The 12763-nt window shown below is 57.8% G+C and carries 11 protein-coding genes; all 11 read right to left on the reverse strand.

Features of this window, described 5'->3' with window-relative positions; all coding sequences use genetic code 11:
• Nucleotides 1-29 precede the first annotated feature (29 nt).
• The 11 genes from BWI76_RS20125 to nuoE all read right to left on the reverse strand — a co-directional run bounded on the left by BWI76_RS20125 (nucleotide 30) and on the right by nuoE (nucleotide 12761).
• Nucleotides 30-581, reverse strand: a complete 552-nt coding sequence (locus BWI76_RS20125; protein ID WP_024359262.1) for a tyrosine-type DNA invertase — start codon at nucleotides 579-581, stop codon at nucleotides 30-32.
• A gap of 202 nt (nucleotides 582-783) precedes the next feature.
• Complete coding sequence (nuoN, locus tag BWI76_RS20130) at nucleotides 784-2241, reverse strand: NADH-quinone oxidoreductase subunit NuoN (protein ID WP_024359263.1); 1458 nt, start codon at nucleotides 2239-2241, stop codon at nucleotides 784-786.
• 6 nt (nucleotides 2242-2247) lie between these two features.
• Complete coding sequence (nuoM, locus tag BWI76_RS20135; RefSeq protein WP_004870953.1) at nucleotides 2248-3777, reverse strand: NADH-quinone oxidoreductase subunit M; 1530 nt, start codon at nucleotides 3775-3777, stop codon at nucleotides 2248-2250.
• 157 nt (nucleotides 3778-3934) lie between these two features.
• On the reverse strand, nucleotides 3935-5776 hold the full coding sequence (nuoL, locus tag BWI76_RS20140; RefSeq protein WP_004870951.1) for an NADH-quinone oxidoreductase subunit L: 1842 nt from the start codon (nucleotides 5774-5776) through the stop codon (nucleotides 3935-3937).
• Entirely contained in the window at nucleotides 5773-6075 is a 303-nt protein-coding gene (nuoK, locus tag BWI76_RS20145) for an NADH-quinone oxidoreductase subunit NuoK (protein WP_004104062.1), read from the reverse strand. Before nuoK ends, nuoL begins: the two co-directional genes overlap by 4 nt.
• Nucleotides 6072-6626: an NADH-quinone oxidoreductase subunit J gene (nuoJ, locus tag BWI76_RS20150; protein ID WP_004123127.1), complete on the reverse strand. Its 555-nt coding sequence runs from the start codon at nucleotides 6624-6626 to the stop codon at nucleotides 6072-6074. The genes nuoK and nuoJ overlap by 4 nt, the downstream gene beginning before the upstream one ends.
• Before the next feature lie 10 nt (nucleotides 6627-6636).
• On the reverse strand, nucleotides 6637-7179 hold the full coding sequence (gene nuoI / locus BWI76_RS20155; protein ID WP_004104066.1) for an NADH-quinone oxidoreductase subunit NuoI: 543 nt from the start codon (nucleotides 7177-7179) through the stop codon (nucleotides 6637-6639).
• A gap of 14 nt (nucleotides 7180-7193) precedes the next feature.
• Complete coding sequence (nuoH, locus tag BWI76_RS20160; RefSeq protein ID WP_004870946.1) at nucleotides 7194-8171, reverse strand: NADH-quinone oxidoreductase subunit NuoH; 978 nt, start codon at nucleotides 8169-8171, stop codon at nucleotides 7194-7196.
• On the reverse strand, nucleotides 8168-10894 hold the full coding sequence (gene nuoG, locus BWI76_RS20165; RefSeq protein WP_064362352.1) for an NADH-quinone oxidoreductase subunit NuoG: 2727 nt from the start codon (nucleotides 10892-10894) through the stop codon (nucleotides 8168-8170). The genes nuoH and nuoG overlap by 4 nt, the downstream gene beginning before the upstream one ends.
• A 32-nt stretch (nucleotides 10895-10926) precedes the next feature.
• A complete protein-coding gene (gene nuoF, locus BWI76_RS20170) occupies nucleotides 10927-12264 on the reverse strand; it encodes an NADH-quinone oxidoreductase subunit NuoF (protein WP_004870941.1) in 1338 nt (445 codons plus the stop codon).
• Complete coding sequence (gene nuoE, locus BWI76_RS20175) at nucleotides 12261-12761, reverse strand: NADH-quinone oxidoreductase subunit NuoE (RefSeq protein ID WP_004104075.1); 501 nt, start codon at nucleotides 12759-12761, stop codon at nucleotides 12261-12263. The genes nuoF and nuoE overlap by 4 nt, the downstream gene beginning before the upstream one ends.
• Nucleotides 12762-12763 lie beyond the last annotated feature (2 nt).

Below are 12763 nucleotides of genomic sequence, written 5' to 3' on the forward strand. Positions count from 1 at the left end.
GTCAGTTTGATACAAAATGACTATTTCATTTACCAAACCTCTCTAAATCTTGCATCATTACTTGCCGTATAAATAACCGTATGCTGAATATTCCGGTGCCCAAGAAAATCCTGAATTAATCGCGTATCCACACCGTTATTCGCCAGCGCGAAACCACACGCGTGGCGCAGCATATGCGGATGCGCATTAATTTCCAACTGGGCAACAAGGCTCAGATTTTTCATCATTTGATATATTCTCTGGCGGGATAAAGGCTGGCCATTACGTGATAAAAAGAGCCAACCAGAATTATTCCCGGGGTAATTATTACGCACGCGCAGCCACTCGTTGAGTACCTTTACCTCTTGTTTATAAATAGGATGCGTGGTTGAAAAGCCATTTTTCAGCCGACGAATATAAATGACCCCGCTTTGAATATCGATATCAGAGAGTTTCCAGTGACGAATTTCGCTCACCCGACACCCATGATTAAAACACATCCACAGTAAACAGACATCGCGTTCCGGATTTGCCCCCCGCCTGGCCGCTTCAACCAAACGCTGAACCTCCCCGATGGTCAAATGCTTACGCCTTGTTTTCATTCACTTTCTCCATCTACAAAACACAACAGTGTGCGTAGTAATAATAGTACGGAAAATAAGAGGATGAGTGGAAATGTAAAGTGAGATTAATATGATAAAAAGCATGAATATTACAAAAAATATTAAAGCAAAGGTCCCACCGCTTTCGCGTAGATAAAAAAAGGACCGCCGAAGCGATCCTTTTTACCCACGACGGATATGATTACATCAGCGGCGTAGCCAACTGTACGATGCTGATTAACGGCTGCGGCCATACGCCCAGTACCAGCACCAGCAGCGCGGAGATCAGCACCACGATGCCCCCGGCGCTGTACTGCCAGTTAGACGGCGCATCGCGATTCAGTTTCTCTGGCGCGCTCAGATAGAGGCTCACCGCCACGCGCAGATAGTAGTAGAGGCCAATCGCTGAACCCAGCACTACCGCCCCGACCAGCCACCACAGGTGCGCGTGCACGCCTACCGCCAGCACGTAAAACTTACCGATAAAGCCCAGCGTCATTGGGATACCGGCAAGAGACAGCATCATCACCGTCATCACCGCCGACAGAATCGGACGATGCCAGAACAGGCCTCGGTAGGAGTAGAGCGAATCGGCATCAGGGCCGCGGTACGGGCTGGACATCAGGCTCACCACGCCGAACGCGCCGAGGCTGCTGAACAGGTAACCCGCCAGGTAAACCCCCACCGCTTCCATCGACATCTCGCCGCTCTGCAGGGCAATCAGCGCCACCAGCAGGTAGCCAAGATGAGAAATGGATGAGTAGCCGAGCAGACGTTTGATATTGGTCTGGCTCAGCGCCATCAGGTTACCGAAGATAATCGACGCAAAGGCGATAAGACCCAGCACCACGCGTACCGCCTCACTGCCGCCAACCGGCATATAGAGGAACAGACGCATCACCACGCCGAAGATGGCGATCTTACTGGCGGTCGCCAGGAAGGTGGAGACCGGCGCAGGCGCCCCCTGGTAAACGTCCGGCGTCCACAGGTGGAACGGCACCAGCGACAGCTTAAAGCCGAGGCCGACAATCATCAAACCGAGACCGGCCAGCAGCAGCGGCTCGTGCAGCATGCCATCCGTCAGGCTCTTACCGAGCGCCAGGAACGAAAGGTTGCCGGAATTGGCATATACCAGCGCCATACCGAACAGCAGGAACGAAGAGGCAACGGCGGACAGAATCGTGTACTTGATGCTGGCTTCCAGCGAGCGTTTCTGGCGGAAGGCGTAGCCGACCAGGCCGAACAGCGGCAGCGAAATCAGTTCGATACCGAGGAACAGCGCCGCCAGATGGTTAGCGCCCGCCAGCAGAATGCCGCCCAGCGCGGCGATCAGCACCAGCAGATAGAACTCTTCTTTATTGTCCTTGTAACCCTCAAGCCATGGGTAGGCGAAAGTACAGGTGGCGAGGCTCGCCAGCAGCACCAGCCCGGTGTAGAGCATCGAATAGCCGTCTACGCGAATCATCGGCGTGACGTCCATCGCTCCGTTCTGACCCACGAACCAGAGTGATATCAACGCGGCGTTCAGGCCGAGAACCGACAGCGTGGCATTGAGGAAATGATTGCGTCGCCACGCAATGGAGAGCATCACAACCACCACCGTCAAGCCGACGATCAGCAGCGGTAGCAGTGCGATCAGTTGTTGTGGAGTTATTGTCATGGCGAATTACGGCCTTGTAGTAGAAACAGAATTAACAAACCACTGCTGAATGTTGCTCATCGCAGAGTGCGAGGTGTCCAGAATCGGCTGTGGGAAGAAGCCCAGCAGCACCAGCAGAACAACCAGCAGCAGGATGATCGACAGTTCACGCAGGGACATTCCCGGCAATGCTTTCGCGGCGATTTCGCTTTTTGCTTTACCAAAGTACGCGCGATGCAGCATCGACAGCGAGTACACGGAAGCGAACACCAGACCGAAGGTAGAAATAATCGTAATCACCGGTACGGTTTTATAGCTGCCGAACAGAATCATAAATTCGCCGACGAAGTTACCGGTACCCGGCATCCCGAGGGTCGCGACCGCAAAGAACATCGACAGCGCCGGCAGCCACTTGATTTTGCTCCACAGACCGCCCATCTGACGCATATCGCGCGTATGCAGGCGCTCGTACAGCTGGCCGCAAAGGATAAACAGGCCGGCAGCGGACAGGCCGTGGGCAATCATCTGAATCACCGCGCCCTGGTAAGCCAGCTGGCTGCCGGTATAGATAGCAATCAGCACAAAGCCCATGTGGGAAACGGAGGTGTAAGCAATCAGACGCTTGATATCGTACTGGCTGAAGGCCATCCACGCGCCGTAGAAAATACCGATGACGCCCAGCCACATGGCGATAGGGGCAAATTCGGCGGAAGCGTTCGGGAACAGCGGCAGCGCAAAGCGCAGCAGGCCGTAGGCCGCGGTTTTCAACAGAATCCCCGCGAGGTCAACGGAACCGGCGGTCGGCGCCTGAGAGTGCGCGTCCGGCAGCCAGCCGTGCAGCGGAACCACCGGCATTTTTACCGCGAAAGCGATAAAGAAGCCCAGCATTAGCATGTATTCCACGCCGTGGGACATTGGGGTTTTCAGCAGTTCTTCATAGTTGAAGGTCCACACGCCGGTAGCGTTGAAGTGGACAAACGCCAGCGCCAGGATGGCAATCAGCATCACCAGCCCGCTCGCCTGGGTATAAATGAAGAACTTGGTTGCCGCCGTGATACGCGTTTTACCGTCGGAGGCTTTATGGCCCCACAGCGCGATCAGGAAGTACATCGGCACCAGCATCATTTCCCAGAAGAAGAAGAACAGGAACAGGTCGATAGCCAGGAATACGCCGATCACGCCGCCGAGGATCCACATCAGGTTAAGATGGAAAAAGCCCTGATATTTCTCGATTTCGCGCCATGAACAGAGCACCGCCAGCACGCCGAGCAGCCCGGTCAGCACCACCATTAGCAGCGACAGGCCGTCGATAGCCAGATGGATGCTGATACCGAATCGCGGGATCCACGGCATCACGAATTCCGACTGCCACTGCGGAATACCGGTTGATTGCGTGAGAGAATAGCCGCCCTGCATCCACAACTGCAGGCCAAGCAGAAACGTCAATCCCATAGTGATCAGCGCGATCCAGCGCGGCATCTTCACGCCAAAGCGTTCAGTCTGCCAGCACAGGAAGCCGCCGATAAAGGGAATTAATATTAGCCAGGGTAATAACATGGCGATCTTTATTCCTTGTTAAAGTCCCGTTCAGGACCGATTTTCAACGAATTCTCACAGAAAATTCACTTCGAATTGCGGGTTTTGTTGCCCGGCGGCGCTCTGCCCGCCGGGCCTACGGGTAAGCGCTACCCGACAACGCCCGCCCTCCGCAAACTCAACGCAATACCATCAGCAGCGCCAGCACCACGACCGCGCCGATGCCCATTGAAGCCACATACCAGCGCAGATAGCCGTTCTCGCTCACCACCAGGCCTTTGCCTGCGAAGCGGGAAAGGATTGCCGGAATGTTCATCAGCGCATTCAGCGGATCGCTCTTCAGCAGCCACGCCACGCCGAGGAACGGCTTGACGAATACTTTGTCATACAGCCAGTCAAAGCCCCAGGCGTTGTACCACCAGGTACCGAGCAGACGACCCGGCGCGCTGTTGGCAATCGACGTCACCAGCGTGCGTTTACCCAGCCACAGCCAGGCGGCAATCAGAATGCCCGCGATGGCAATCACCCCGGAGGCGATTTCCAGCGTCATGACGCGTCCGTGTTCAAGCTCGGTGGTCTGCGGCAGCACGCCTTCCAGCGGCGGCACAATCAGCGCGCCAACGAAGGTCGAGAGCACCAGCAGCACAATCAGCGGCAGATGATGGGTAATCCCCTTCCCTGCGTGAGCGTGAATTTGTTCTTTACCGTGGAACACGATGAAAATCATACGGAAGGTGTACAGGGAGGTCATAAACGCCCCGACCAGACCGGCGACCATCAGATTAAGATGACCGTTCGCCATCGCGCCCGCCAGAATCTCATCCTTACTGAAGAAGCCAGCAGTCACCAGCGGCAGCGCGGACAGCGCCGCGCCCCCGACCAGGAAGCAGACGTATACCAGCGGAATTGATTTGCGCAGGCCGCCCATCTTGAAGATGTTCTGTTCGTGGTGGCAGGCAAGGATCACCGAGCCGGACGCCAGGAACAGCAACGCTTTAAAGAACGCATGGGTCATCAGATGGAAAATCGCCGCATCCCACGCCTGCACGCCGAGCGCGAGGAACATATAGCCAATCTGGCTCATGGTGGAGTAAGCGAGCACGCGTTTGATATCGGTCTGCACCAGCGCGGCGAAGCCTGCCAGCACCAGCGTTACCGCCCCGACGATCCCCACCAGATGCAGGACTTCCGGGGTCATCAGGAACAGGCCATGCGTGCGCGCAATCAGATAGACACCGGCGGTGACCATGGTCGCGGCGTGGATTAGCGCGGAAACCGGCGTTGGGCCCGCCATCGCGTCCGCAAGCCAGGTCTGCAACGGCAGCTGCGCGGATTTACCCACCGCGCCGCCCAGCAGCATCAGGGTAGCCCACATCAGCATGTTGTTGCCGGCCTCAAAGTGCGCAGGCGCCAGTTCGACCATTTCGCGGAAGTTCAGGGTGCCCAGTTCGTTGTAGAGAATGAACAGCGCGAACGCCAGGAACACATCGCCGACGCGGGTCACCACAAACGCTTTCATCGCCGCCGCGCCGTTCTTCGGATCGGTGTAGTAGAAGCCGATCAGCAGATAGGAGCACAGGCCCACGCCTTCCCAGCCGAGGTACATCAGCAGCAGGTTATCCGCGAGCACCAGAACGACCATGCTGGCGATAAACAGGTTGGTATAGGCGAAGAAGCGGGAGTAGCCCTCTTCACCGCGCATATACCAGGAGGCGAACATGTGGATCAGGAAACCGACGCCGGTGACCACGGAGAGCATGGTCAGAGAGAGGCCGTCCAGCACCAGGTTGAAGCCGATGTTGAAGTCGCCGACCGACATCCAGGTCCACAGCGGAACGCTGAGCGCCTGTTTGCCGTTGGCAAAGAAGTCGACGCCGACAAACGCCGTCACCAGCGCCGCCAGGCCTACCGAGCCCACCCCCACGGTGGCGGATAGATTTTCCGACCAGCGGCCGCGGGAGAAGGCCAGCAAAACAAAGCCAATCAATGGCAAAAGAATGGTTAAGGCAAGCATGTTCATCCGCGCAACTCACTTACTGAATCGATGTTCAGGTTCTGGCGACGACGATGGAGCTGCAGCAGCAGCGCCAGGCCGATACTCGCTTCCGCGGCGGCGAGGGTGATGGCGAGGATATACATTATCTGGCCATCGGTCTGGCCCCAGTAGCTCCCTGCAACCACGAAAGCCAGCGCGGCGGCATTGATCATGATCTCCAGGCTAATCAGCATAAACAGCAGATTGCGGCGGATAACCAGCCCCGTCAGGCCGAGGACAAACAGGACAGAGGCGAGGATCAGTCCATGTGTTAAGGGGATCATGCGTGTTCCTCCGTTTTTCTTTTATCGCTGTCGTTCGGACGATTGCTCAGCACTTCCCCGGCGCGTTCTTCGCGACCGATATGGAAGGCGACAACCAGACCCGCGAGCAGCAGCATGGAGGCCAGCTCCACCGCCAGAACGTACGGCCCAAACAGCGCGATACCCACCTCTTTGGCGTTAATCGCCGCGCCGTCGATACCCTGATCGTTAACGCCGAGAATGGCGTAAACGATCACCACCAGCAGCACCGCGGAAAGAATGGCCGGACCAATCCAGATCCCGGGTTTCAGCCACTGACGTTCCTGTTCGATTTCGCTGCCGCCCAGGTTGAGCATCATCACCACGAACACGAACAGCACCATAATGGCGCCCGCATAAACGATAATTTCCAGCGCGCCGGCGAAGTAAGCCCCCAGCGAGAAGAACACCCCGGCAATCGCCAACAGCGAAATGATCAGGTACAGCAGCGCGTGCACCGGATTTGTGTGGGTGATCACCCGCAGGGTTGCGAGGATGGCTATCAGGCCACAGATATAAAAAGCGAATTCCATTGCCCTCTCCTTACGGTAACAGGCTCTTGACGTCGATAGGCTTGGCTTCGTTCTCTGCTTCGCCCTTATCTTTGCCGTCGATTGCCATACCCGCCATCCGGTAGAAGTTATATTCCGGGTATTTACCCGGACCGGAAATCAGCAGATCCTCTTTTTCGTACACCAGATCCTGACGTTTGTATTCGCCCAGCTCAAAGTCCGGGGTCAACTGAATCGCCGTGGTCGGGCACGCTTCTTCGCACAGGCCGCAGAAAATACAGCGTGAAAAGTTGATGCGGAAAAACTCCGGGTACCAGCGGCCGTCTTTGGTCTCCGCTTTTTGCAGAGAGATACAGCCTACCGGACAGGCTACCGCACACAGGTTACAGGCAACGCAGCGCTCTTCGCCGTCCGGATCGCGCGTCAGCACGATACGGCCACGGTAGCGCGGCGGCAGATATACCGGCTCTTCCGGGTACATCCGAGTTTCTCGTTTGGCAAAGGCGTGCATCCCGATCATGCAGATACTGCGGACCTGGGTGCCAAACCCTACCAATAATTCTTTTAAGGTCATGGTCAATTCACCCCTTATTGCGCCTGCCAGAGAATGACAGCCGCCGTTACCAACAGGTTGATCAGCGTTAACGGCAGGCATACCTTCCAGCCAAAGGACATTACCTGGTCATAGCGCGGACGCGGTAATGATGCGCGGATCAAAATGAACATCATCATAAAGAACGCGGTTTTCAGCGCGAACCAGATGAAAGGAGGTAACCATGGGCCATTCCAGCCACCGAAGAACAGCGTCACGATCAGCGCCGATACGGTAACAATGCCGATATATTCACCGACGAAGAACAGACCGAACTTCATGCCGGAATATTCGATGTGGTAACCGTCGGCCAGCTCCTGCTCCGCTTCCGGTTGGTCAAACGGGTGACGGTGACATACCGCCACGCCCGCAATCGCAAAGGTCACGAAACCAAAGAACTGCGGGATGACGTTCCACAGATGCGCCTGGTTGTTGACGATATCGGTCATGTTGAACGAACCGGCCTGCGCCACTACGCCCATCAGGGAAAGCCCGAGGAACACTTCGTAGCTCAGGGTCTGGGCGGAAGCACGCATCGCGCCAAGCAGCGAGTATTTGTTGTTGCTCGACCAACCGGCGAACAGCACCGCATAGACCGCCAGGCCTGCCATCATCAGAAAGAACAGAATCCCGATGTTTAAATCGGCCACTACCCACGTCGGGCTGACCGGCACAATGGCGAAGGCCAGCAGCAGCGAAGTAAAGGCGATAACCGGCGCCAGGGTAAAGATCACGCGATCCGAGAAGCGCGGAACCCAGTCCTCTTTAAAGAACATTTTGATCATGTCGGCGACGAGCTGCAGCGAACCGCCCCAGCCCACGCGGTTAGGTCCATAACGGTTCTGGAACAGGCCCAGCAGACGACGTTCGCCGAAGCTCATAAACGCGCCGCAGGTCACCACGACCAGCAGAATCACCACCGCTTTAAGGATGCTTAACAGAATGTCGATGAGATCGGGAGTTAACCAACTCATGCTTTCGCCTCCTGCAGAGTATCAATACGCGCTCCGGTCAGTACCGGCGCAATCCCTGGCATGCCCATCGGTAAGCCAACCTGCCCTGCCGTCAGCCCCGCCGAAATCACCAGCGGCAGGCTAAGCGCCTGGCCATCAACGCGCAAAGAGACCATTGCGCCTTCGTTCACCCCAAGCTTCGCGGCATCTGCCGGGTTCAGCTTAACGTACGGCTGCGGCATGCGGCTCTGGAATACCGGAGAACGCTGCGACAGCTCGTCGCTGCCGAACAGGTGATAGTAAGGCGCGATACGCCATTTCCCGTCCTCTGCCTGGAAGCTTGCCGGTACTGCGGTAAAGTACTCAAGACCGCTAGCGGAAGCTTCAAACAGACGCACGCCCGGATCGCCGTGGCGCAGTTTACCGCCCACTTCATCCTGGAACTTGTTCCACGCCTGCGGGGAGTTCCAGCCCGGAGCCCAGGCAAACGGAATTTGCGAGCGCGGCGCGGACGGCTGGTTGTTCCCTTCCATGGAGAAGGCGAACATGGTGTCTTTATCCTGCGGCTGACGCGGTTCATGCACGCTGATGTTGGCGCGCATCGCCGTACGACCGCTGTAGCGGTGCGGTTCACGGGCCAGCTTCTGGCCGCGAATGCGGAAGGTCGCATCCGGCGCGGCGTCTTTGATACCGGCCAGCTGCGGCAGTGCGGCAACGGCAGCGTCAATCACGTGGTCCAGCTGGGTCCAGTCAACCTGACGATTGTTCACGGTGCTGTGCAATGAGTGCAGCCAGCGCCAGCTCTCCAGCATTACGGTTTTCGCGTCGTAGTAGGCCGGGTCGTAAACCTGGAAGAAGCGCTGGGCGCGACCTTCGTTGTTGACCACGGTACCGTCGCTTTCCGCAAAGCTTGCCGCGGAGAGCACCAGATGCGCTTTTTCCATAATCGCCGTACGCTGATGGTCAACCACCATCACCAGCGGCGCTTTCGCCAGCGCCGCATCAACGCGGGCGGCTGAAGCGTGGCGGTGCAGGTCGTTTTCCAGCACGATAACCGCATCGGCTGCGCCGGTTTCCAGTTCGCTCAGCGCCTCTTCAAGCGAGCCGCCGCCGATCATGCCGAGGCCAACGCTGTTGACCGCGCGGGCGACCATCGTCACGCCGACATCGGCGCCGCGGCCTTTCAGGGCTTTCGCCACGTTGGCCGCCGCCTGAATCACTTCAATGCTGCCGGCGTTGGTTCCGGAGACAATCAGCGGTTTTTTCGCTCCGGCTAACGCCTGAACGATCACGTCGATTTTGCCTTTCAGCTCGCCGCTCAGCCCTTCGACCGCCGGGGCGCTTTCATCCAGCGCATGGGCGATGGCAAAGCCGAGGCGCGCCTGATCTTCCACCGGCGCGCGGTAGGTCCATGCGGCGATGTCATCGAGGCGGGTGTCATCAATATTGGTGACAAACAGCGGATGCTTCGCGCGCTGGCCGATGTTAAGGATCGCGGCGATCTGCCAGTCGGCGACTTTCTGCGCCGCCGCCATTTCGCGCGCTTTGCCTTTCACCGCCTGACGCACCGCCAGCGCGATACGCGCGCCGGTCTGGGTGATGTCTTCGCCGAGGATCAGCACCGCATCGTAGGATTCGATTTCGCGCAGCGCCGGGGTATGGATACCGCCTTCGCGCAGCACTTTCAGCATCATCTGCAGGCGCTCTTGTTCGCCCTTCGCGATGCCGGTATAGAAGTTCCCGACGCCGACCAGTTCGCGCAGCGCGAAGTTGCTTTCGAGGCTGGCGCGCGGGGAGCCGATACCGATCACTTTCTTCGACTGGCGCAGAATATCCGCCGCCCCCTGCATCGCCTGCTCGGCGTTAAGGGTAATCAGATCGTCACCGCGGCGTTGAACCGGCTGACGCGGACGGTCTTTGAGATTCACATAGCCGTAGCCGAAACGACCGCGGTCGCAGAGGAAGTAGCGGTTAACGGTACCGTTATAGCGGTTTTCGATACGACGCAGTTCGCCATAGCGTTCGCCGGGGCTGATGTTACAGCCGATGGAACACTGCTGACAGATGCTTGGCGCAAACTGCATGTCCCATTTACGGTTATAGCGCTCGGAGTGCGTTTTATCGGTAAACACGCCGGTCGGACAGACTTCCACCAGGTTGCCGGAGAACTCGCTTTCCAGCGTGCCGTCTTCCGGGCGCCCAAAGTAGACGTTGTCGTGCGCGCCGTAAACGCCAAGGTCGGTGCCGTCGGCATAATCTTTGTAGTAGCGGACGCAGCGGTAGCAGGCGATGCAGCGGTTCATTTCGTGCGAGATGAACGGCCCCAGATCCTGGTTGCGGTGGGTACGCTTGGTAAAGCGGTAGCGACGGAAGCTATGACCGGTCATCACGGTCATATCCTGCAAGTGACAGTTGCCGCCCTCTTCGCACACCGGACAGTCATGCGGGTGGTTGGTCATCAGCCACTCAACTACGCTTTCGCGGAACTGCTTCGCTTCTGCGTCGTCGATGGAAATAAAAGTGCCGTCGGATGCCGGAGTCATACAGGACATCACCAGGCGGCCACGCGTGTCTTCCGCGTTCTGATATTGCTTCACCGCACACTGGCGGCAAGCACCGACGCTCCCTAGCGCCGGATGCCAGCAAAAGTATGGAATATCAAGGCCCAGAGAGAGACAAGCTTCTAGCAGGTTGTCCGCTCCGTTGACCTCGTATTCTTTGCCGTCTACATGAATCGTAGCCATTTGCGTGCTTCCAAAAATAAAAAACCTTTAGATTACCAGCGCGTCTTAAGCAGGTTCGGCTGAATACCGTTAATTGCATGGGTATTGCTGAACTGCTGCTTAATGCCAGCCTCGAATTCTTCGCGGAAATATTTGATCGCGCTCTGCAGCGGTTCAACCGCGCCCGGCGCGTGCGCGCAGAAGGTTTTACCCGGACCGAGGAATCGACACAGTTGCTCAAGCGTCTCGATATCCCCCGGCTGGCCTTCGCCGCGCTCCAGGGCGCGCAGGATCTTCACGCTCCACGGCAGGCCGTCGCGGCAGGGCGTACACCAGCCGCAGGATTCGCGGGCAAAAAATTCTTCGAGGTTGCGCACCAGCGGAACCATGCCGATCTCGTGGTCGACGGCCATCGCCAGCGCGGTACCCAAACGGCTACCCGCTTTACCAATGCTTTCGAACTCCATCGGCAAATCGAGGTGCGCTTCGGTCAGGAAGTCGGTGCCCGCGCCGCCCGGCTGCCAGGCTTTAAACTTCAGACCATCGCGCATGCCGCCCGCGTAATCTTCGAGGATCTCGCGCGCGGTGGTGCCGAACGGCAGTTCCCAGACGCCCGGGTTCTTCACCCGTCCAGAGAAGCCCATCAGCTTGGTGCCGGCGTCTTTACTGGTAGAAATGTTCTGATACCACTCGACGCCGTTGGCCAGAATCGCCGGAACGTTGCACAGGGTTTCAACGTTGTTCACGCAGGTCGGTTTCCCCCATACGCCGGAGCTGGCCGGGAACGGCGGCTTCGAACGTGGATTGGCGCGGCGGCCTTCGAGGGAGTTAATCAGCGCGGTTTCTTCGCCGCAGATATAGCGCCCTGCCCCAGTGTGCACAAACAGTTCGAAGTCAAAACCGGTGCCAAGGATATTTTTCCCCAACAGGCCCGCTTCGGTCGCTTCGGCGATTGCCCGGCGCAGGTGCTGTGCCGCTTCGATATATTCGCCGCGCAGGAAGATATAGCCGCGGTAGGCTTTCAGCGCGAACGCGGAGATCAGCATGCCTTCCACCAGCAGGTGCGGCAGCTGTTCCATCAGCAGGCGGTCTTTATAGGTGCCCGGCTCCATTTCATCGGCGTTACACAGCAGGTAACGGATGTTCATGGACTCGTCTTTCGGCATCAGGCTCCACTTCAGACCGGTGGAAAAGCCCGCGCCGCCGCGCCCTTTCAGGCCGGCGTCTTTTACCGCAGTGACGATTTCATCCGGCGCCATGCCGGAGAGCGCTTTACGCGCCCCGGCGTAGCCGTTTTTACTCTGGTATTCATCCAGCCATACCGGCTGTTTGTCGTCGCGCAGACGCCAGGTTAACGGATGGGTTTCGGCAGTACGAATAATGGTTTTCATTTATACCGCTCCAGGAGGTCAGGAATCGCTTCCGGCGTCAGATAACTGTGAGTGTCCTCATCAATCATCATGGTCGGCCCCTTGTCGCAGTTGCCCAGGCAGCAGGTCGGCAGCAGAGTGAAACGGCCATCAAAGGTGGTTTGACCCGGTTTGATATCCAGCTTCTTCTCGATCGCCGACTGAATGCCCTGGAACCCGGTGATATGGCACACCACGCTGTCGCAGTAGCGAATCACGTGACGACCCACCGGCTGGCGGAAAATCTGGCTGTAGAAGGTCGCCACGCCTTCTACGTCGCTGGCCGGGATCCCCAGCACATCGGCGATAGCGTAGATTGCGCCGTCCGGCACCCAACCGCGCTGCTTCTGAACGATTTTCAGCGCTTCAATGGACGCCGCACGCGGGTCTTCGTAGTGGTGCTTTTCGTGCTCAATCGCCTCACGCTCTGCCGCACTCAGCTCAAAAGCCTCGGTTTGTGGTTGTTGATTCTCGTGCATAA

The sequence above is a fragment of the Klebsiella sp. M5al genome (assembly GCF_002090195.1).
Classification (GTDB): domain Bacteria; phylum Pseudomonadota; class Gammaproteobacteria; order Enterobacterales; family Enterobacteriaceae; genus Klebsiella; species Klebsiella grimontii.

Excerpts from the sequence above, each read along its gene's own strand:
- nuoK (WP_004104062.1), bottom strand. The coding sequence starts at position 6,075 with ATGATCCCCTTAACACATGGACTGATCCTCGCCTCTGTCCTGTTTGTC.
- nuoE (WP_004104075.1), bottom strand. The coding sequence starts at position 12,761 with ATGCACGAGAATCAACAACCACAAACCGAGGCTTTTGAGCTGAGTGCG.
- nuoH (WP_004870946.1), bottom strand. The coding sequence starts at position 8,171 with ATGAGTTGGTTAACTCCCGATCTCATCGACATTCTGTTAAGCATCCTT.
- nuoL (WP_004870951.1), bottom strand. The coding sequence starts at position 5,776 with ATGAACATGCTTGCCTTAACCATTCTTTTGCCATTGATTGGCTTTGTT.
- nuoI (WP_004104066.1), bottom strand. The coding sequence starts at position 7,179 with ATGACCTTAAAAGAATTATTGGTAGGGTTTGGCACCCAGGTCCGCAGT.
- nuoM (WP_004870953.1), bottom strand. The coding sequence starts at position 3,777 with ATGTTATTACCCTGGCTAATATTAATTCCCTTTATCGGCGGCTTCCTG.
- BWI76_RS20125 (WP_024359262.1), bottom strand. The coding sequence starts at position 581 with ATGAAAACAAGGCGTAAGCATTTGACCATCGGGGAGGTTCAGCGTTTG.
- nuoJ (WP_004123127.1), bottom strand. The coding sequence starts at position 6,626 with ATGGAATTCGCTTTTTATATCTGTGGCCTGATAGCCATCCTCGCAACC.
- nuoG (WP_064362352.1), bottom strand. The coding sequence starts at position 10,894 with ATGGCTACGATTCATGTAGACGGCAAAGAATACGAGGTCAACGGAGCG.
- nuoN (WP_024359263.1), bottom strand. The coding sequence starts at position 2,241 with ATGACAATAACTCCACAACAACTGATCGCACTGCTACCGCTGCTGATC.
- nuoF (WP_004870941.1), bottom strand. The coding sequence starts at position 12,264 with ATGAAAACCATTATTCGTACTGCCGAAACCCATCCGTTAACCTGGCGT.